Source organism: Pseudomonas onubensis (assembly GCF_965653655.1).
Taxonomy (GTDB): Bacteria; Pseudomonadota; Gammaproteobacteria; order Pseudomonadales; family Pseudomonadaceae; genus Aquipseudomonas.
In genome coordinates, this window is record NZ_CBFHAZ010000029.1 from 1 (window position 1) to 20,698 (window position 20,698).

At 60.1% G+C, this 20,698-nt stretch carries 19 protein-coding genes; 11 read left to right on the forward strand and 8 right to left on the reverse strand.

Annotated elements, in window-relative coordinates:
• Window positions 1-228 precede the first annotated feature (228 nt).
• Window positions 229-540, reverse strand: a complete 312-nt coding sequence (locus ACTD9P_RS12290; protein ID WP_138815351.1) for an Mpo1-like protein — start codon at window positions 538-540, stop codon at window positions 229-231.
• Window positions 541-701: 161 nt separating this feature from the next.
• Between ACTD9P_RS12290 and ACTD9P_RS12295 the strand changes: the two genes are divergently transcribed.
• Window positions 702-1,760, forward strand: a complete 1,059-nt coding sequence (locus ACTD9P_RS12295; protein WP_219266931.1) for an AraC family transcriptional regulator — start codon at window positions 702-704, stop codon at window positions 1,758-1,760.
• On the opposite strand, the gene ACTD9P_RS12300 is transcribed toward ACTD9P_RS12295, so the two are convergent.
• The 7 genes from ACTD9P_RS12300 to ACTD9P_RS12330 form a co-directional block, all read right to left on the reverse strand.
• On the reverse strand, window positions 1,717-3,171 hold the full coding sequence (locus ACTD9P_RS12300; RefSeq protein WP_219266932.1) for a TrkH family potassium uptake protein: 1,455 nt from the start codon (window positions 3,169-3,171) through the stop codon (window positions 1,717-1,719). The two genes, ACTD9P_RS12295 and ACTD9P_RS12300, sit on opposite strands and share 44 nt — an antisense overlap.
• A gap of 248 nt (window positions 3,172-3,419) precedes the next feature.
• The gene (locus ACTD9P_RS12305) at window positions 3,420-4,763 is read right to left on the reverse strand and encodes an imelysin family protein (protein WP_138814093.1); all 1,344 of its coding nucleotides are present in this window, start codon (window positions 4,761-4,763) and stop codon (window positions 3,420-3,422) included.
• Between the two features lie 127 nt (window positions 4,764-4,890).
• Window positions 4,891-6,942, reverse strand: coding sequence for a putative bifunctional diguanylate cyclase/phosphodiesterase (locus tag ACTD9P_RS12310; protein WP_438867916.1), 2,052 nt, complete (start codon window positions 6,940-6,942; stop codon window positions 4,891-4,893).
• Window positions 6,943-7,153: 211 nt separating this feature from the next.
• Window positions 7,154-7,381 (reverse strand): hypothetical protein, encoded by a 228-nt coding sequence (locus ACTD9P_RS12315; RefSeq protein ID WP_438867917.1) that lies wholly within the window; start codon window positions 7,379-7,381, stop codon window positions 7,154-7,156.
• Window positions 7,382-7,540: 159 nt separating this feature from the next.
• The gene (locus tag ACTD9P_RS12320; protein WP_043049045.1) at window positions 7,541-8,137 is read right to left on the reverse strand and encodes a superoxide dismutase; all 597 of its coding nucleotides are present in this window, start codon (window positions 8,135-8,137) and stop codon (window positions 7,541-7,543) included.
• Between the two features lie 175 nt (window positions 8,138-8,312).
• Window positions 8,313-8,915: a LysE/ArgO family amino acid transporter gene (locus tag ACTD9P_RS12325; RefSeq protein ID WP_056858652.1), complete on the reverse strand. Its 603-nt coding sequence runs from the start codon at window positions 8,913-8,915 to the stop codon at window positions 8,313-8,315.
• Window positions 8,916-8,920: 5 nt separating this feature from the next.
• Window positions 8,921-9,322 carry an ACT domain-containing protein gene (locus tag ACTD9P_RS12330; RefSeq protein WP_285678827.1) on the reverse strand — a complete coding sequence of 134 codons (402 nt, stop codon included), beginning with the start codon at window positions 9,320-9,322 and terminating at the stop codon, window positions 8,921-8,923.
• 99 nt (window positions 9,323-9,421) lie between these two features.
• Here ACTD9P_RS12330 and ACTD9P_RS12335 point away from each other — a divergent pair, with 99 nt between their 5' ends.
• The 10 genes from ACTD9P_RS12335 (at window position 9,422) to ACTD9P_RS12380 (ending at window position 20,628) form a co-directional block, all read left to right on the forward strand.
• Entirely contained in the window at window positions 9,422-10,318 is an 897-nt protein-coding gene (locus tag ACTD9P_RS12335) for a LysR family transcriptional regulator ArgP (protein ID WP_438867918.1), read from the forward strand.
• 98 nt (window positions 10,319-10,416) lie between these two features.
• A complete protein-coding gene (locus tag ACTD9P_RS12340) occupies window positions 10,417-11,415 on the forward strand; it encodes an NAD-dependent epimerase/dehydratase family protein (RefSeq protein WP_438867920.1) in 999 nt (332 codons plus the stop codon).
• 127 nt (window positions 11,416-11,542) lie between these two features.
• Window positions 11,543-12,367: an ATPase gene (locus ACTD9P_RS12345; RefSeq protein ID WP_438867921.1), complete on the forward strand. Its 825-nt coding sequence runs from the start codon at window positions 11,543-11,545 to the stop codon at window positions 12,365-12,367.
• A 228-nt stretch (window positions 12,368-12,595) separates the two neighbouring features.
• Window positions 12,596-13,855, forward strand: a complete 1,260-nt coding sequence (locus ACTD9P_RS12350) for a D-mannose isomerase (RefSeq protein WP_438867922.1) — start codon at window positions 12,596-12,598, stop codon at window positions 13,853-13,855.
• Between the two features lie 104 nt (window positions 13,856-13,959).
• Window positions 13,960-15,246, forward strand: a complete 1,287-nt coding sequence (locus tag ACTD9P_RS12355; protein WP_438867923.1) for an ABC transporter substrate-binding protein — start codon at window positions 13,960-13,962, stop codon at window positions 15,244-15,246.
• Window positions 15,247-15,338: 92 nt separating this feature from the next.
• Entirely contained in the window at window positions 15,339-16,247 is a 909-nt protein-coding gene (locus tag ACTD9P_RS12360) for a carbohydrate ABC transporter permease (RefSeq protein ID WP_138814103.1), read from the forward strand.
• The gene (locus tag ACTD9P_RS12365; protein ID WP_058421424.1) at window positions 16,240-17,085 is read left to right on the forward strand and encodes a carbohydrate ABC transporter permease; all 846 of its coding nucleotides are present in this window, start codon (window positions 16,240-16,242) and stop codon (window positions 17,083-17,085) included. Before ACTD9P_RS12360 ends, ACTD9P_RS12365 begins: the two co-directional genes overlap by 8 nt.
• A gap of 2 nt (window positions 17,086-17,087) precedes the next feature.
• Window positions 17,088-18,248, forward strand: a complete 1,161-nt coding sequence (locus ACTD9P_RS12370; RefSeq protein WP_438867924.1) for an ABC transporter ATP-binding protein — start codon at window positions 17,088-17,090, stop codon at window positions 18,246-18,248.
• An 85-nt stretch (window positions 18,249-18,333) separates the two neighbouring features.
• The gene (locus ACTD9P_RS12375; RefSeq protein WP_438867925.1) at window positions 18,334-19,680 is read left to right on the forward strand and encodes a carbohydrate porin; all 1,347 of its coding nucleotides are present in this window, start codon (window positions 18,334-18,336) and stop codon (window positions 19,678-19,680) included.
• A 102-nt stretch (window positions 19,681-19,782) separates the two neighbouring features.
• Complete coding sequence (locus tag ACTD9P_RS12380) at window positions 19,783-20,628, forward strand: D-hexose-6-phosphate mutarotase (protein WP_438867926.1); 846 nt, start codon at window positions 19,783-19,785, stop codon at window positions 20,626-20,628.
• Window positions 20,629-20,698 lie beyond the last annotated feature (70 nt).

The following is a 20,698-nucleotide window of genomic DNA, read 5'->3' on the forward strand; positions in this document are numbered from 1 at the left end:
CGAATGCGGTGGGTCAGTTACAGATTAATTGACTGACACACCGCATTCGCGAGCAAGCCCGCTCCCACACTTAGACTGCGTTGCATCTTCTAGATAGGTTTTTGCTTCAACCACCCTGGTCGGCTTTCAGGTCGCCCCCGCCGTAAGGGCGGAAGGCTAAGCCCCCGTTACCGCAGCAACGGATATGTACTCAGCAGCCCACCAACCCACAAAAAATCCGCAGACACCTCAAAAAGGCACCTTCCCCAAAATCATGTCGCGATACATCACAAAATCCCCCAGCAAACTGTAGAAGGGATGTTGAAACGTCGCCGGCCGGTTCTTTTCGAAGAAGAAGTGCCCGATCCAGGCAAAGGTGTAGCCGGCGACCGGCAGGGCCAGCAGCAGGCCCACGGAGCCACGGCCGATGGCATAGGCCAGAATCCCAATCACCAGGGTGGTGCCGATAAAGTGCAGGCGCCGACAGGTGCTGTTGGCATGCTCACTCAGGTAGTAAGGGTAAAACTCAGCGAAGCTGTTGAATTGTTTGACGTTTTCCACAGTGATCGGCCCTTGGCTGGTGATGCCGCCCAACAGATGTTCGGCGGGGAGCTTATTTGAGTCTAGAGTGATCAGTGGTAACAGCCAGTGACAATAGATGCCACTTTAGTATCCTTGGCTTCCTGGCTGCCGTTTAAGCCTGCTTTTTTCAAGAAGACGCCATGAGCGAACGAACAACTTCTGCAAGCTGGGCAATGGGCATCGTCAAGGCATTGGAAATGGACGGCCTAGATTGCCGCGTCTTGTTCAAACAACTGGGCCTGGACTACGCCGCCCTCAGCGACCCCGACGCACGTTTTGCGCAAGACTCCATGACCCGGCTGTGGCAGCGCGCGGTAGAGCTGTCAGGCAACCCCGCAATCGGCCTGAACATGGGCAAGGTCGTGCGCCCGGCGTCGTTTCATGTGGCCGGTTACGCGCTGATGTCCAGCAACACCCTGGCCGAAGGTTTTATGCGCCTGGTGCGTTACCAACGCATCATCGCCGAAAGCGCCGACCTGAGCTTTCGCCTGTTACCTGAAGGCTATGCGCTGATTCTGACAGTGCATGGCGACCACCTGCCGCCGACCCGCCAAAGCGCCGAAGCCTCGTTGGCCAGTGCCCTGGCCTTGTGCGGCTGGCTGACCGGCCGCACCCTGCAGCCGCGCAAGGTGGTGCTGCAAGGCGATCAACCGGCCGACCTGGCGCCTTATAAGCAGGCCTTCCACGCGCCGATGGAGTTCAATGGGCCCTACGATGCGCTGATTTTCGAGCAGGCCGACATGGATGCGCCGCTGCCGACTGCCAACGAGGCCATGGCGCTGCTGCATGATCGGTTTGCCGGCGAATACCTGGCGCGGTTTTCCGAGAGCCGCGTGACCCACAAGGCGCGTCAGGTGCTGTGCCGATTGCTGCCCCAAGGCGAGCCCAAGCGCGAAGTGGTGGCGCAAACCCTGCACTTGTCCCAGCGCACATTGCAGCGGCGTTTGCAGGAGGAGGGCACCAGTTTCCAGACGTTGCTCGACGACACGCGCCGCGAACTTGCCGAACAATACCTGGCGCAGCCGAGCATGACCTTACTGGAAATCGCCTACCTGTTGGGCTTTGCCGACCCGAGTAATTTCTTCCGCGCGTTTCGCCGCTGGTTCGATGCCACGCCCGGTGAATACCGAGCGCGGTTATTGCAAACCTCGACGGTCAGTGGCGCCAAAACGCCGGAATGCACAGCACAAACACTGTAATAATCTCCAGTCGCCCCAGCAGCATGCCGAACGACAAGATCCACTTGGCCGCATCCGGCAGGCTGGCGAAGTTACCGGCCGGGCCGATGGTTTCGCCAAGGCCCGGGCCGACGCCGGACACAGTGCTGGCAGCGCCGGTCAGCGCGGTCATCCAGTCCAGCCCCAGCAACGACAGGGCCAGTGCGATGGCGCAGATGGTGATAGCGAAGAAAAACGAAAAGGTCAGGATCGAACGCACGATTTCTTCGTCGAGGCGATGGCCGTTGTACTTCTGCTTGATCACCGCGCGCGGGTGGATCAACTGGTTCAAGTTGGCCTTGAGCAGGATATAGGCGACCTGGAAGCGGAAGATCTTGATCCCGCCCGCCGTCGAGCCCGAACAGCCGCCAATAAAACCCAGGTAAAAGAACAGCATCAGCGAGAAGTTACCCCACAGGCTGTAGTCCCCCAGCGCAAAGCCGGTGGTGGTCACCACCGAGGTAACGTTCAGCGCTACATGGCGCAGGGCATCCAGCCAGTGCAGGTTGGTCGTCCACCAGTACCAGGTGCCGAGAACCAGCCACGTCACGACCAGCAAACCGAGCAAGCCTTGCACTTGCTGATCCTTGATCAGCGCCCGGCGGTTGCCGCGCAAGGTGGCCACATACAGGGTGAACGGCAAGCTGCCGAGGATCATCACCACCACCGCTACCCAGTGCACCGCCGGTTGTTTCCAGTGGGCCAGGGATTCATCCGAGGTGGAGAACCCGCCGGTGGAAATCGCTGACATCGCATGGTTGATCGCATCAAACAAGCCCATGCCGGCCCACCAGAACGCCAGGCTGCCCAGGATGGTGATGCCCACATAAGCGGCCACGATCAGGCGCGCCACCATGTGCGAGCGCGGCATGACTTTTTCTGAGCGGTCCGAGGATTCGGTCTGGAACAGGCGCATGCCACCAATGCGCAGCAGCGGCAGGATCGCCACCGCCATACCGATAAAGCCGATGCCGCCCAGCCAGTGCAGCAGCGAGCGCCACATCAGGATGCCGGGGGACATGCTGTCCAGCCCGCTCAGCACCGTGGAGCCGGTGGCAGTGATGCCCGACATGCTTTCAAAGAACGAGTCGGTGTAGCTGATGTGCTGGGTGAGCAGAAACGGCAGCGCAGCGAAGATGCACACCACCAGCCAACTCGTCACTGTAAGGAGGTACATATCCCGGGGCCGCAGGTGCACGTGTTCAGGGCGGCCCGGGATGACCAGCGCCAGGCCGGCCAGGAAGGTGATCATGCTGGCCCACAGGAACGAGGGCAGGTCGCTGGTGCGTTCGAAGATCACCAGGGTGGCCATCGGGACGACCATGGCGATCGCGAGTGTGATCAGGAAGATGCCGATGATGAAACCGATGATGCGTAAGGTCGGCAACGCCATGAAGAAAACTCGGGTTTGAGAGAGTGGCGCCATTCTACCTGCGGTGCAGGTCTTGTAAACCGGGGCGTCCGAGGCGATGCAGTTCCACTGTGGGAGCTGGCTTGCCTGCGATGGCGGCCTGTCATCCAGCCGCTTTGTTGCTGACCCACCGCTATCGCAGGCGAGCCAGCTCCCATAGAGGTTTTGAAAACGGGCGCGCGCGCACAAAAAAGGCGACCCGAAGGTCGCCTTATTCAGCGCAGGATCAATCAGAACTCGTGGTCAGCGTTATCCGGGTTCAAATCACTGATGCCCAGCTTGCCCGCAGCGGTTTCAATCGCGCCGGTCTGCTTGACCAGTGCCGCAATCGCGTCACGCACGATCTGGTTGCCCTTGTCGTTACCGGCAGCAATCAGCTGGTCGTAGTGCTCACCGGCGTTGGCCTGGTCAACCATGACCTGGATCTTCGCTTCGGTGGACGCCAGGTCGGCCTTGAGCGCCGAGTCGGCGGCCGGGTCGGCCTTGGCCACCAGCGACGACAGGCTGGCGCCGGTCATCTTGGTGCCGTCGGTGCGGGTGTATTCGCCCAGGTAGACGTTGCGGATGCCCTTGGCGTCGTAGAAGTGCGAGTTGTGGGTGTTGTCGCTGAAGCAATCCTGTTCGTCTTCCGGCGAGTTGGCTTCCAGGGAAACCTTCATGCGCTCACCGGCCAGTTCGCCCAAGGACAGGCTGCCCATGCCGAACAACATTTTACGCAGGCCGTCGGTGGCAGGTTCTGCCTCCAGGGTGGCGCGGTAGTTGTCGTCGACCTTGGGTTTCCAGTTGCCGACCATTTCTTCCAGGTCGCTGACCAGCAGCTGAGTCACGGCGCGCAGGTAAGTGCGACGGCGCTCGTTGTTGCCGCCGGTGGCACCGTCGCCGGTCATGTAGTCGGATGCCGGGCGGTTGCCTGCACCTGGGCCGGTGCCGTTGAGGTCCTGGCCCCAGAGCAGGAATTCGATGGCGTGGTAGCCGGTGGCGACGTTGGCTTCGGAACCGCCCAGCTCATTGAGGCTGGCGAGTTTTTCCGGGGTGATTTCCTTGACGTCGACCTTGTCTTCGCCCACCTGGATCTCGGTGTTGGCGATGATGTTGGCATTCGCGCCTGGGTTACCCAGCGCGTGCTCGTAGGATTTGTCTACGTAGTCGATCAGGCCTTCGTCCAGGGGCCAGGCGTTCACCTGGCCTTCCCAGTCGTCGATGATGGTGTTGCCGAAACGGAACACTTCGCTCTGCAGGTACGGCACACGGGCGGCGACCCAGGCGGTGCGGGCGGCTTTGAGGGTGTCGTCGCTCGGGTTGGCGAGGAAGGTGTCGATTGCGGTTTGCAGGGTCTTCGCGGTGGATTCGGCGTCGCTGTACACCGCGAACACCATGTCGGCGTAATGCGCGACAACGGCCTTGGCGGCGGCCTCGTCGACCTGGCCGGCAGGCGTGGCAGCCGCTGGAGCGGTGGTGCTGGCAGCCGGGGTCGGCGCTTGAGGCGCGGCAGCCTTGTCTTTACCTTCGCCGCAACCGGCGAGAGAAATGGCAATGGCCAGCAGACTGGCGGTGGCCAGGGGCATACGAATCATGGCGAACATCCTGCTTCGGTTGTTGATAGGGCGCGCGGGGGAGCGCAAAAACTGCGACATAATGCGAAAGATTTGCATTTTGTGTAAAGGTTTATGCGAGGGAAATATTTGGTATCGATTTGTCGGTTCAGAGAATCGCCGCGTTGTTACGCTCGGCTTGTTTTAAAAACGCCGCCAGCTCACGGGCCTGCAGCGGTTTGCTGTAGTGGTAACCCTGGCCCTCATGGCAACCTTCGGAAATGATATAGGCCTCCTGCTCGGCGGTTTCCACGCCTTCGGCAATCACCTGCATGCCCAGGCTTTTGCCCAATTGGATGATGGCGCGCACGATGGTTGCGTCGTCATCGTCATCCAGCAGGTCCTGAACGAAGCTCTTGTCGATCTTGATTTTGTCCAGCGGCAGGCTTTTGAGGTAGCTCAGGGATGAATAGCCGGTACCGAAGTCATCAATCGCGATCAATGCACCGGAACGGCGCAGGCTCAGCAAGTGCTGGGCGGCGGTGCTGATGTCTTCCATCAGGCCGGTCTCGGTCACTTCCAGCTCCAGGCTGCGCGGCGGCAGGCGGTAGATCTGCATCAGGTTGTTGACCACTCGCGGCAGTTCGGTGTGGTGCAACTGCACGGTGGACAGGTTGACCGCCATACGCAGTTCGGTGAAACCCATGTCATGCCACTCGCGCAACTGCCGGCAAGCCTGGTCCAGCACCCATTCGCCAATCGGGATAATGGTGCCGTTCTGTTCCGCCAGCGGGATGAACAGGTCCGGCGGCACCAGGCCGTGTTCCGGGTGCTGCCAGCGAATCAGCGCCTCTACGCCCACCACGCGGTGGTCGCGGTAGCTGATCTGCGGCTGGTAGACCAAGTGGAACTGGTCGCGGCTCAGGGCATCGCGCAGGTCTTTTTCGAGTTCGCGGCGGCGGCGCATTTCGCTGTCGACGCTGGCGATATAGAACTGATAGCGGTTGCGCGAGCGGCTCTTGGCCAGGGTCATGGTCTGTTCGGCTTTTTGCAGCAGCTTCTCGGTGCTGTCGCCGTCTTCCGGGAACAGGGTGATGCCGATGGTGGCACGCAGGCGGATCTGGTCCTGGTCGAGGGCGAATTCGGCTTCCAGGTCATCGAGGATGCTTTGCGCCAGTTCGGCGGCCTCGTAAGGCTGGTCGATATCGGCCTGCACCAGTGCAAACTGGTCGCCGCCCAAGCGGGCGAGGGCGCCGAGGCGGCCGCTGTGGGCGCGCAGGCGGTCCGCCAGGGCCAGCAACAATTTGTCGCCAGCCTGATAGGTGAACTGTTCGTTGACGCTTTTGAAGTCGTCCAGCCCTACGCACAGCACCGCCACCCGGCGCTGCCGACGGCCGGCGTCGGTGAGGATCTTGTCCAGTTGCTCCTGCAGCTTCTGACGGTTCGGCAGGCCGGTAAGAAAGTCGTACTGGGCCATGCGCAAGAGGCTCGATTCCGCCTCATGCCGCAAATGCGTATTGCGTTCGATGGACTCGAGCAACTGGTTGGCGGTGTTGATCCACAGCCCCAGTTCGTTGCGTTCATGGCCTTTGAGCTGGGGGATCTTGTGTTCGCTGGGGCGGTCGGGGTTGATTGAGGTCAAGTGCTCGATAATCCGCGACAATGGCTTGGTCAGCAGCCAGTGATACACCAGGTACAGCACCAGGCCCATGGCCAGGGCGCGCAGTACGCCGGAAATAAAGATGATCACCGAGCTGACAATAAAACCTTTGCCGTAGGTGGCGGTGTCGAGGGTAATGCTCAGGTCGCCGTAATACTCGCTGTACGGCCCTTTGCCGACCAGAGCGGTGGTGAAGGTGCGTTCCTGACCAAGAATCAGATCGGTCAGCCAGCGAGTTGGGGAGTGCTGCAAGGCGCGGCTTTTTTCCGCCAGCATGGTTTCATTGGGGTGGCCGATGGAGGCCATGCGCACGGCGTCGTCCTGAAACAGGCCTTCGATCACCTGCATGCCCATCTCGCGGTCCAGGCTGTAGACCGCCTGGGTCGAGGGGTCGCGAAACATGTCGAGGATTCGCTGCGCGTCACCGGCCACGGCCTGACGCGTCTTATAGGCATCAAACACGATCTGCGCCACGCTCAGCGCCACGCCCACGATCAATGCCGAGAGCAGCACAACCCGTAGCAACTTCACCGACAAGCTGTTTTTGAGTTCCAGCTTCAAAGGGTCATTCCTTGTTCCATGCGGGCGGCCTCAATATGCCATGAGTATTGGCAATCTCGTGATGGCAGTCAAAGGGACATTGCGGCTAAGGCGCCTGGAGGCTGTAGAGGGAATGCCTGGAAGGAAGAGGGCGATGATATTCATCGCCCTCGGGTACCGCGCAGGAAAGGAAGGGAACGCCTTCGATATCCCGACATCATGTGTTGCGGGCTTAAGATATTTTGATTGAGTTTTGGTTTACGTTGTTGAACGTGATCTGATGCTCGTTCTTCTGGTGGGCATCACCGCCGATTTTGCCTTGAGCCCTACCGGCGGCCTGAGTGGCTGAATTGACCAGCTTGCCCACCAGGTCCAAGCCCTTGCCCAGCAGGTCCATGCCTTTGCCGACGATTGGCAACGCTGAAGACACGGCTGACATACCCATCGATAACGGATCCATTGCGAACTCTCCTACAGGATGAAATGAGAGAGTTATTTCTCTCGCTTGCTGGGTGGCCTGTCCCTCTCGGTGAGTTCCACATTTCCTGCATTACTTTTATTTTTCATCGGCCATGAAAAAGCCCGGCAATGGCCGGGCTCTTTCTACTGCAAGCCGTACTTAAGCAGTAAAGGCCTTGCCTTCAAACTGCTCAGCCACGAACTTCCAGTTGACCAGGTTCCAGAACGCTTCCACATACTTTGGACGCACGTTGCGGTAGTCGATGTAGTAAGCGTGTTCCCACACGTCGCAGGTCAGCAGCGGGGTGTCGCCGCTGGTCAGCGGGTTGCCGGCGCCGATGGTGCTGGCCAGGGCCAGGGAACCGTCAGCTTTTTTCACCAGCCAGCCCCAACCGGAACCGAAGGTGCCGACGGAGGTCTTGGTGAACTCTTCCTTGAACTTGTCGAACGAACCGAAGGCTGCGTTGATGGCTTCAGCCAGCGCGCCGGTCGGTTGGCCGCCGGCGTTTGGCGCCAGGCAGTTCCAGTAGAAAGTGTGGTTCCAAACCTGAGCGGCGTTGTTGAAGATGCCGCCCGAGGAAGACTTGACGATTTCTTCCAGGGTCTTGCCTTCGAACTCGGTGCCAGGCACCAGGTTGTTCAGGTTCACGACGTAGGTGTTGTGGTGCTTGTCGTGGTGGTACTCCAAGGTTTCCTTGGAAATGTGCGGCTGCAGGGCATCGTGTGCGTAGGGCAGCGGCGGCAATTCGAAAGCCATGATGATTCTCCTAATCAGGTCAGTTGCGGTGAGCGCAAGGCCGATCACGGGCGGCCAAACAAGCGCCGGGGAGTTTGTACTCTTTGCGGCGCAGGGTCCGGATCATAGCACCGGGGGTGCGGCAAAACCACGCAACAACTGTGTGGGATAGAGGTTCCAGAGCGTTTTGGAATATTCACCCGGCACTGATCAACTGGTAGGCCACGCTGAACATCATCACCGCCACCAGAAGGTCGAGCAGACGCCAGGTCGCCGGGCGTGCCAACCAAGGCGCCAGCCACGCTGCGCCGAGTGCCAGGGTGGCGAACCACAGGAACGAAGCGCTGGCAGCACCGGCGACATACGCACCGGGCTCGGTCTGTTGTGCGCCCAGTGAGCCGATCAGCAGCACGGTGTCCAGGTACACATGGGGGTTGAGCAGCGTCACGGCCAAGGCACTGAGTAACACTGCGCGCAATGAGCGCACCTTGAGGTTTGCGCCTTGTTCCAGGCTTTGCCGGGAACACGCCCTACGCAACGCCAAAGTGCCGTACCACAACAGGAACGCCGCGCCGCCCCAGCGGGCAATGGCCAGCAGCAGCGGGTTTTGTGCCAGCACGGTAGCCAGGCCAAAGACCCCGAGCGCCACCAGAATTGCATCACATACGATGCACAGCGCCGCCACCGGCAAGTGATGCTCACGGCGCAGGCTTTGTGCCAATACAAACGCGTTCTGGGTGCCAATCGCCATGATCAGGCCGAGAGCCACCAGCAGCCCGTTTACATAACTTTGCCACATAGCCATTACTCCGCGTTGGTTGCCAGTTGGCGCAATACATCCATGGCCCGCTCGGCATCGGCGCGGCCGACGAACAGGTGGTCGTGATAAAACCCGGCAATCACGTTGCAACTGATACCGGCGCTGCCCAGCGCACTGGCAAACGCCGCCGTCAGGCCCACGGCTTCAAGGGCCGAATGCACATTCAGGGTGATCCACGCGGCCACATACTCGAAGGCCAGCCCGGCTTGTTCCGCCTGCTGACGCTCCACAATCAGGGTCAAACCTTCCTGCTCGCGAAAGCTGCCGATGATCTCGCAACCTGCTGGGATGCGTTGGTCGGGCAGGGTGCAGAACACGTAGTCGCCCTCATTCAGATGAGGGCTCATGCTGCGCAGCAGGGTTGCCAGGGCGGTTTCGCCAGCCATGTGTGAATTCCTTAAATAAAGAGGAGCGATGCTGGTCATTCTCATATCTGGCGCTGTATAAGAAAAACCAATATTACTGATCGCTCATTAGAGAAACTGATGTTCGACTATAAATTGCTTTCCGCCCTGGCGGCGGTGGTGGAACAGGCCGGCTTCGAACGTGGCGCCCAGGTGCTGGGGTTGTCGCAGTCGGCGATTTCCCAGCGCATCAAGTTACTGGAGGCACGTATTGGCCAACCGGTGCTGGTGCGGGCCACGCCGCCCACGCCCACCGATATCGGCCGGCGCTTGCTCAACCATGTGCAGCAGGTGCGCTTGCTTGAGCGCGACCTGCAAAGCCAGGTGCCTGCACTGGACGAGGAGGGCATGCCCGAGCGTCTGCGCATCGCCTTGAATGCCGACAGCCTCGCCACCTGGTGGGCCGAGGCCGTCAGTGACTTTTGCGCCGAACAGCATTTGTTGCTCGACCTGGTGGTGGAAGACCAGACCGTGGGCCTCAAGCGCATGCGCGCCGGTGAGGTGGCGGCCTGTATCTGCGCCAGCGAACGCCCGGTGGCCGGGGCGCGCAGTCTGCTGCTCGGTGCCATGCGCTATCGTGCGTTGGCGAGCCCTGCCTTTATTGCGCGGCATTTTCCCGAGGGCGTGCGTGCCGATCAGTTGGCACGCACGCCGGCGTTGGTGTTCGGCCCGGATGATTTCCTGCAGCACCGCTACCTGGCATCGCTGGGCGTGGACGGCGGTTTCGAGCACCATTTGTGTCCGTCTTCCGAAGGTTTTATTCGCCTGACCGAAGCCGGGCTGGGCTGGGGCCTGGTCCCGGAACTCCAGGTGCGCGATCAGATGGAAACCGGCGAATTAATCGAGTTGTTGCCAGATAAGCCCATCGACGTGCCGCTGTACTGGCATCATTGGCGCAGTGGTGGACAATTGTTGGGCCTGCTCACCGATCATTTGGCCCAGGCCTGTGGCCAATGGTTGGTGCCCTATCAGCAGTAACAAGCGTCAAGCTGCAAGCTGCAAGATAAACGCTTGCAGACCGTATTTAACTTGCAGCTTGTAGCTTGGCGCTCGCAGCTGTATCCGTAGGAGACACCATGAAAATTCTGGTCACCGGCGCAAGCGGCTTCATCGGCGGGCGTTTTGCGCGTTTCGCCCTGGAGCAAGGCCTGGACGTGCGGGTCAACGGGCGTCGCGCCGAAGGTGTGGAGCACCTGGTAAGGCGCGGCGCCGAGTTTATCCAGGGTGATCTCAATGATGCCGAGCTGGTGCGCGAGCTGTGTCGCGATGTCGAAGCCGTGGTGCACTGTGCCGGCGCCGTCGGGCTGTGGGGCAAGTACCAGGACTTCCATCAGGGCAATGTGCTGGTCACTGAAAACGTCGTCGAAGCCTGTCTCAAGGAGCGCGTTGGGCGCCTGGTGCACTTGTCGTCGCCGTCGATCTACTTTGATGGCCGCGACCACCTGGGGCTGACCGAGGAACAAGTGCCCAAGCGCTTCAAGCATCCTTATGCCGCCACCAAGTACCTGGCGGAACAGAAGGTGTTCGGCGCCCAGGAGTTCGGCCTCGAAGTACTGGCCCTGCGCCCGCGTTTCGTGACCGGTGCCGGCGACATGAGCATCTTCCCGCGCTTGCTTAAAATGCAGCGCAAGAACCGCCTGGCTATCGTCGGCGACGGTTTGAACAAGGTCGATTTCACCAGCGTACACAACCTCAATGAGGCGCTGCTCAGCAGCTTGCTCGCCACCGGCTCGGCGTTGGGCAAGGCCTACAACATCAGTAATGGCGCGCCGGTGCCGGTGTGGGATGTGGTCAATTACGTGATGCGCCAGATGGACATGCCCCAGGTCACGCGGTATCGGCCTTACGGTTTGTCCTACAGCGTGGCGGCGCTGAACGAGGCATTCTGCGCGATGTGGCCGGGGCGCCCGGAGCCTTCGCTGTCGCGCCTGGGCATGCAGGTCATGAACAAAGATTTCACATTGGACATCAGCCGCGCCAGGCATTATCTCGACTACGAGCCCAAGGTCAGCCTGTGGACGGCGCTCGATGAGTTCTGCAGCTGGTGGAAAGCTCAGGATCCGGGGCTGAGATAAGCTCACAACCAGCAACACATCGGGAACCGAATTCAGGCTTGCGGGTCGATCAATGCGGCGCCAACGGGGTTTATAATCCGCTCGCTCGGCTTTTCCGGTCGCCATCTCACCGATTCAGGGTTGATTCATGCGTAACGATGCCAAAGACGATTTCGACAACGTTCCCAGCCTTCGGGCTGACATCGGGGACGATGATGATTTCGAGCCGACTCCCGCCACCTCCGTGCGCTCGCGCACAACCAAGGTGGTCAAGGTCAAGAGCGCCAGTACCGGCCCACTGTGGGCCTTGGTCGGCGCGCTGCTGATCGCCTTCGCCGGGCTTGCCTGGTGGAGCTTCCAGCAGATCTCCCTGATGGGCCAGCAGTTGGTCGCCACCCAGGAAAGTTTTGCACGCATCAGCGAAGAAGCGGCGGGGCGCCTGCAGGACATTTCCGGCAAGGTGGTGGCCAGCGAAGCCAATGTGAACAACGGCAGCGAAGCCCTCAAGGTGCAGATCAAGCAGTTGGAAACCCAATTGCTGGAGCAAGGCAAACAGCAAGTCGGCGTGGCCGGGCAAGCGACCGAACTCGACCAGCGCCTGGCACAGATGAGCGCCAGTACCACCGAACTGTCGAGCGCGAACGCCAGGCTGCAAGGCCAGGTGCAGGCGCTGACCGAGGCCGTGGCCACGCTCAAGGCCGCGCAGGGTGAGGTCAAGGATTTGTCCGCCGATGTGGCGGCCCTTAAAAAGCAAGGCAACCCGAGCGCGGCCATCGCCCGCCTGGAACAAGACCTGGTAGTGCTTAAAAGCGCGCAGGAAAACCAGCCCGCCAATAGCGATGCGCCGACCAATAAAGAGTTCGACGTGTTCCGTATCCAGACCACACGCAACATCACTACCTTGCAGAGCCAGGTGCAGAACCTGAACCAAAAGCTCAACGCGCCCGCGCGGATCACCCCACTGGGCCAATGATCGTTCCCGCCATATTGATCGTTCCCACGCTCTGCGTGGGAATGCCGCCACGGACGCTCTGGGGCGGTGCGCGGGTGGCGCAGAGCGCCACAGGCTGCGTTACCACGCGGAGCGTGGGGACGATCGAATGTCACCAGCTGGTGACATTTCACCTCCCCTTCGTTACTTGCCCATCCCTCGCCCTTGTTTAGACTCCGGTCATCCCACAAATAATAAAAAGGGCTACCCATGACCACGCAACCACTGCCTGCCAGCAGTTGGCTGAACGCACCTGCCCATCACGCCTGGCTCGCCAGCGAAGGCCAACGCCTGCTGGAGTTCGCCAAAGCCTCACGCCTGCCGGACGGCTTCGGCAACCTTGACGACAAAGGCCAACTGCCGGCCGATGCTCACGCCGAAACCATGAACACGGCGCGCATGACCCACAGCTTTGCCATGGCCCACGCCATGGGCTTGCCGGGTTATGCCGACCTGGTCGCCCATGGCGTTGCCGCCCTCAGTGGCCCACTACGTGATAACGAGCACGGCGGCTGGTTCGCCGCGCCCAACGCCCTGGATGGCAACCGTGGCAAAGCCGCTTACCTGCATGCTTTTGTCGCCCTGGCTGCCAGCTCTGCGGTGGTGGCCGGCGCGCCCGGCGCGCAAAACCTGCTCAACGACGCCGTGCATATCATCGACCAGTTTTTCTGGAGCGAGGAGGAGGGCGTGATGCTTGAGTCCTTCGCCCAGGACTGGAGCGGCGTCGAAGCGTATCGCGGCGCCAACAGCAATATGCACGCCACCGAGGCCTTCCTGGCATTGGCCGATGTCACCGGTGAAACACGCTGGCTGGACCGCGCGCTGCGCATTGTCGAGCGCGTTATCCATACTCATGCTGCCGGCAACCAGTTCATGGTGATCGAGCATTTCGACACACACTGGCAACCCTTGCTCGGTTACAACGAAGACAACCCTGCCGATGGCTTCCGCCCCTATGGCATCACCCCCGGCCACGGTTTTGAATGGGCGCGGTTGGTGCTGCACCTGGAAGCCGCACGCCTGCAAGCCGGGCTGGCCACGCCGGACTGGCTGGTGACCGATGCCCGCGGCCTGTTCGCCAGTGCCTGCGAATACGCGTGGGCCGTGGACGGCGCTCCCGGCATCGTCTACACCCTGGACTGGAAGCACCAGCCAGTGGTGCGCGAGCGCCTGCACTGGACTCACGCCGAAGCCAGCGCGGCGGCTCAGGCCTTGCTCAAGCGCACCGGCGAGTTGCATTACGAAACCTGGTATCGGCGCTTCTGGGAGTTCTGCGAAAGCCACTTTATCGACCGTATCAACGGCAGCTGGCACCACGAACTCAGCCCGCACAACCAGCCCAGCAGCAAGATCTGGGGGGGCAAGCCGGACCTGTACCATGCCTGGCAAGCGGTCGTACTGCCTGTACTACCCTTGTCACCGAGTATGACCAGCGCGTTGGGCCAAGGGTGTTATGTCACCAAGTGGTGACATTTGTGCGTCCCTTTGTTACCTGCGCGCTAAATATCCATGTTTAAACTCCGTGCAGCGCAAGCTCTAGACTTGCATGCATAACAACAAGAAAAGGTATTCAGATGAACGCGATTAATCGCCTCGCCGTTGCTATTTCCATTGCCTCGTTGTTTCCCCTCAGTGCATTTGCCGCCGACTCGAAAGGGACGGTTGAAGTTGTGCATTGGTGGACCTCCGGCGGTGAAAAAGCAGCAGTAGACGTACTGAAGGCTCAAGTTGAGAAAGATGGCTTCGTCTGGAAAGACGGTGCCGTAGCCGGTGGCGGTGGCGCCACTGCAATGACTGTGCTGAAAAGCCGCGCAGTTGCCGGTAATCCACCGGGCGTGGCCCAGATCAAAGGCCCGGACATCCAGGAATGGGCCTCGACTGGCTTGCTCGACACCGACGTTCTGAAACAAGTGTCCAAGGACGAGAAGTGGGACTCCCTGCTCGACAAGAAAGTCTCCGACACCGTGAAGTACGAAGGTGACTACGTTGCCGTACCGGTCAACATCCACCGCGTAAACTGGCTGTGGATCAACCCGGAAGTCTTCAAGAAAGCCGGTATCACCAAAAACCCGACCACCCTCGAAGAATTCTACGCAGCCGGCGACAAGCTCAAAGCCGCTGGCTTTATCCCGCTCGCCCACGGTGGCCAGCCTTGGCAGGACAGCACGGTATTCGAAGCCGTCGTTCTGTCGGTGATGGGTGCTGATGGCTACAAGAAAGCCCTGGTTGACCTGGATAACGACGCGCTGACCGGCCCGCAAATGGTCAAGGCCCTGACTGAGCTGAAAAAAGTCGCGACCTACATGGACGTCGACGGCAAAGGCCAGGACTGGAACCTGGAAGCCGGCAAAGTCATCAACGGCAAGGCCGGTATGCAGATCATGGGTGACTGGGCCAAGTCCGAGTGGACTGCTGCCAAGAAAGTCGCCGGCAAAGACTATGAGTGCGTAGCCTTCCCGGGCACCGACAAAGCCTTTACCTACAACATCGACTCCCTGGCGGTGTTCAAGGTTAAAGACGAAGGCACCAAGGAAGGTCAGAAAGACATAGCCAAAGTTGTACTGGGTGAAAACTTCCAGAAAGTCTTCAGCATCAACAAAGGCTCGATCCCGGTTCGTACCGACATGCTCAATGAAATGGACAAGCTCGGTTTCGACTCCTGCGCCCAGACCGCTGCCAAAGACTTCCTGGCAGATGCCAAGACCGGTGGCCTGCAGCCAAGTATGGCCCACAACATGGCCACTACCCTGGCGGTGCAAGGCGCGTTCTTTGATGTCGTGACCAACTACATCAACGACCCGAAAGCCGACCCGGCCGACACCGCCAAGAAACTTGGCGCTGCGATCAAGTCTGCCAAGTAACGGTTAGCACTGCGTGTCCTTGTGAGGGGAAACCCCCTGACCCCTCACAAGGCTTGCTCCTGTAGTCCTTTTTCCCTGTACTGGATTTTCCCATGAGTTCTGTTGCTGTGTTCAGCAAGGCCTCGCCGTTCGATGCGCTGCAACGCTGGCTGCCTAAACTGGTGCTGGCGCCGAGCATGTTCATCGTGCTGGTGGGCTTCTACGGCTACATCCTGTGGACATTCGTGCTGTCGTTCACCACGTCCACGTTCCTGCCCAGCTACAAATGGGCCGGCCTTGCGCAATACGCGCGGTTGTTCGACAACGACCGTTGGTGGGTGGCGAGCAAGAACCTGGCGGTGTTTGGCGGCATGTTTATCGGCATCACCTTGGTGATCGGCGTGACGCTGGCGATTTTCCTCGACCAGAAGATCCGCCGCGAAGGCTTTATCCGCACCATTTACCTGTACCCGATGGCGCTCTCTATGATCGTGACCGGTACGGCCTGGAAATGGCTGCTCAACCCGGGCATGGGCCTGGACAAACTTCTGCGTGACTGGGGCTGGGAAGGCTTCCGTCTCGACTGGCTGATCGACCCCGACCGCGTCGTGTACTGCCTTGTGATTGCTGCCGTGTGGCAAGCCTCGGGGTTCATCATGGCGATGTTCCTGGCCGGCCTGCGTGGTGTTGATCAGTCGATTGTGCGCGCCGCGCAAATCGATGGCGCCAGCCTGCCGCGTATCTACTGGAGCGTGGTGCTGCCAAGCCTGCGTCCGGTGTTCTTCAGTGCCGTGATGATCCTCGCGCACATCGCGATCAAGAGCTTCGACCTGGTAGCGGCCATGACAGCTGGTGGCCCGGGCTACTCGTCCGACCTGCCGGCGATGTTCATGTACTCGTTCACCTTCAGCCGTGGCCAGATGGGCATGGGCTCGGCCAGTGCAATCCTGATGCTCGGCGCGATCCTCGCGATCATCGTGCCTTACCTGTATTCCGAGCTGAGGACCAAGCGCAATGACTAGTCTCGCCTCCAAACCTGCCATCAGCCTGAGTCGCATCGCGATCTACGCGGTGTTGATCCTCGCCGTGCTGCTGTACCTGGTGCCGCTGGTGGTGATGCTGCTGACCAGCTTCAAAACCCCGGAAGACATCAGCACCGGCAACCTGCTGAGCTGGCCGACCGTGGTCACCGGCATTGGCTGGGTCAAGGCCTGGGCCACTGTTGACGGTTACTTCTGGAACTCGATCAAGATCACTGTTCCGGCAGTATTGATCTCCACCGCCATTGGCGCGTTGAACGGCTACGTGCTGTCGTTCTGGCGCTTCAAAGGCTCGCAGCTGTTCTTCGGCCTGCTGTTGTTCGGCTGCTTCCTGCCGTTCCAGACCGTGTTGCTGCCGGCGTCGTTCACCCTTGGCAAGATGGGCCTGGCCAGTACCACCACAGGCCTGGTGTTTGTACACGTGGTCTACGGGTTGGCGTTTACTACACTGTTCTTCCGTAATTACTACGTGAGCATTCCTGACGCGCTGATCAAGGCGGCACGACTGGACGGTGCAGGTTTCTTCACCATCTTCCGTCAGATCATTCTGCCGATGTCGACGCCCATCATCATGGTCTGCCTGATCTGGCAGTTCACCCAGATCTGGAATGACTTCCTGTTCGGTGTGGTGTTCTCCAGCGGCGACTCGCAGCCCATTACGGTGGCGCTGAACAACCTGGTCAACACCAGCACCGGGGCCAAGGAATATAACGTGGATATGGCGGCGGCGATGATCGCCGGGCTGCCGACCCTGCTGGTCTATGTGATCGCAGGCAAGTATTTCGTGCGCGGCCTCACGGCCGGCGCGGTCAAGGGGTAATCATGGCTACGCTTGAACTTCGCAATGTAAACAAGACCTATGGCGCCGGCCTGCCCGACACCTTGAAGAACATCGAACTGTCGATCAAAGAGGGTGAGTTCCTGATTCTGGTTGGCCCTTCGGGTTGCGGTAAATCGACCTTGATGAACTGCATCGCCGGCCTGGAGACCATCACCGGCGGCGCCATCATGATCGGCGACCAGGACGTGAGCGGCATGAGCCCCAAGGACCGTGACATCGCCATGGTGTTCCAGTCCTACGCCCTGTACCCGACCATGAGCGTGCGCGAGAACATCGAGTTCGGCCTCAAGATCCGCAAGATGCCACAGGCCGACATCGACGCCGAAGTGGCGCGTGTGGCCAAGCTGCTGCAGATCGAACACCTGCTTAACCGTAAGCCAGGCCAGCTTTCCGGTGGCCAGCAACAGCGTGTGGCCATGGGCCGCGCCCTGGCACGTCGGCCGAAGATCTACCTGTTCGACGAACCGCTGTCCAACCTCGACGCCAAGCTGCGCGTCGAGATGCGCACCGAAATGAAGCTGATGCACCAGCGCCTGAAAACCACCACCGTGTACGTCACCCACGACCAGATCGAAGCGATGACCCTGGGTGACAAAGTGGCGGTGATGAAGGACGGCATTATCCAGCAGTTCGGCACGCCCAAAGACATCTACACCAACCCGGCCAACCAGTTCGTGGCGAGCTTTATCGGTTCGCCGCCGATGAACTTCGTGCCGCTGCGCCTGCAGCGCAAGGACGGCCGCCTGGTGGCGCTGCTCGACAGTGGCCAGGCGCGTTGCGAACTGGCACTTAACGTCAGCGATGCCGGCCTGGAAGACCGCGACGTGATCCTGGGCCTGCGCCCGGAGCAGATCATGTTGGCGAACGGCGAGGGCGACACTGCATCGAGCATTCGTGCCGAAGTCCAGGTTACCGAACCAACCGGCCCGGACACCTTGGTATTCGTGCAGCTCAATGACACCAAAGTCTGCTGCCGCCTGGCCCCCGACGTAGCACCGCAGGTCGGCGAGACCCTGACTCTGCAGTTCGACCCGGCCAAAGTATTGCTGTTCGACGCCAAAACCGGCGAGCGTTTGGGCACTGCTGCCTCATTGCCTGCACACGGGCATGCCGACAACGTGGCCCAATTCAAAGGCCGCTAAAGCAGGTAAATTGTTGTTTTTGTTAAAAAAAGTAAACCGCGTTAGATAAAAACAGTTTAATAACAATAAAGACGAGGATGTAGGGATGAAAAAGCAACACAACAACACTCGGCTGATCTGCCAACTGTCAGCAGCAGCAGCCCTGGTATTGTCCGCCAATGCGATGGCAGACGATGCGTTCAGTGCCGATTCCAAGTGGATGACCGGCGATTGGGGCGGCGAGCGTACCAAGCTGATCGAGCAAGGTATCGACATCAAGGCTGACTACGTTGGGGAAGTCGGTGGCAACCTGCACGGTGGCTACAACAACGACAAAACTGCCCGTTACGCTGACCAGTTTGGTCTGGGCGTAGCACTGGATCTGCAAAAGCTGTGGGGCTGGGATAACACCCAGGCCAAGATCCAACTGACCAATCGTAATGGCGCGAACATCTCCAATGACCGTATTGGTGACCCGCGTGCCGGCACCTTGAGTTCGTCTCAAGAAGTCGATGGCCGTGGCCACATGGTGCGTCTGACCCAGTTCTGGATTCAGCACCAGATGTTCGACAACAAGTTGGACGTGAAACTCGGTTACTTCGGCGAAGGCGAAGACTTCAACACCTTCCCATGCGACTTCCAGAACCTGTCGTTCTGCGGCTCGCAAGTCGGTAACTACGTAAACACCTGGTACAACTGGCCAGTCAGCCAGGCGGCGATCCGCGTGAAGTACAACATCACGCCTGAGCTGTATGCGCAAATCGGCGCGTACAACCAGAACCCGTCGCAGCTGGAACACGGCAACGGCTTCAAACTCAGCGGCAGCGGCACCAAGGGCACCGTGTTGCCGGTGGAATTGGTCTGGTCGCCGAAGGTCAATGGCCTGCCGGGCGAATACCGTGTGGGTTACTACAAGAGCACCGCCGACGCTACCGATGTGCGTGAAGACGTCAACGGTAACGATGCGGGCACCACTGGCGCAGGCTTCCGCGTTCGCAGCAGCAAAAGCGGTTACTGGGGCGTGCTGCAACAGCAACTCACCACCCACAATGGCGACGCTTCGCGCGGCTTGAACATCGCGGCCAACGTGACCTTCCACGACAAAGACACCAACCTGGTCGACAACTACCAGTCGTTGATGCTTGTGTATAAAGGGCCATTTGACGCGCGTGCCAAAGATGACGTGGGTATCGGTGTTTCGCGTATCCATGCCAACAGCGACGTAAAGAAAACTGCTGAACTGCTCAATGCTTCAGGCGGTTTCACCGATTACGACCAGGCGGGTTTCTCCCCGCTGCGTAACACCGAATACAACGTCGAACTCAACTATGGCTTCCACGTCACCAACTGGCTGACCGTACGCCCGAACCTGCAATACATCAAAAACCCGGGCGGTGTGAAAGAAGTCGACAACGCGCTGGTAGCGGGCCTGAAAATTCAGTCTACGTTCTAACGCTGTTGCGATAAGCTCCTTCTCTCTGTGCGCATTTTGCGGGTAGCCATGGCTACCCGCTTTTTTTGGGGCGCGCTGTGACGATATTCAGGACCGTGGCACATGCATGAGCATCCGCTGCAACGCTTTTTCAAATCCCTGCGTGAACAACCAGTGTTCGCCTGGGAGCGCTTTCAGATGCGCGACGTGTTGGTGATTGACCACCCGCTGTGTCAGGCGGTGTTCAGTCGCCAGGGTGCGCAATTGCTGCACTTTCAGCCCACAGGCCAGAAACCCTGGCTGTGGTGCGCGGCCAAGTGGCCGCAGGTCGGCGCCATCCGTGGCGGCGTGCCGGTGTGCTGGCCTTGGTATGGCCGCCATCCGAGCGAAAACGCCTGGCCGTCCCATGGTTGGGCGCGGTTGATCGACTGGAAACTGCTCGACAGCAGCACCGACGATGACGGCGTGCGCCTGCACTGGCAATTGCAGCTGTGCGACTGGCAGGTCGACCTGCACGCGCACCTGGGCGAAACCCTTGAATTACGCCTGAGCACCGAGCATCAGGACGAGTTGCCGTGCCAGTTGAGCCATGCTTTGCACGCCTATTGGCGTATTGGTCACGTCGACGAGATAGCGCTGTCTGGGCTTGAGGGTGCCCAGGGGTATGACCAGCTCAGCCGCCAGGCTTGCCAGCAGGAAGGTGAGCTACGGGTGGATGGTGGGTGCCAGCGGGTGTTCCAGCATGACGGTGAATTGCAGCTCAAGGACCACGCCTGGCAACGCGAACTGTGCATCGACACCGGCGACAGCGCCGACACCGTAGTATGGCATCCGGGCAGCCGGCCGTTGTTGGGCGTGAGCTTTAACGAGGCGTCGGGGTTTGTGTGTGTGGAGTCGGCAATGGCCGGGGCCAGTCTGGCGCCGGGGGAGCGGGCGCATTTGAGTTTGCAGGCGCGGGCCGGAGTCTGAGGGCCCTTGTGGCGAGGGAGCTTGCTCCCGCTGGGGCGCGAAGCGGCCCCAAAACAGGCCGCCGAGTTCT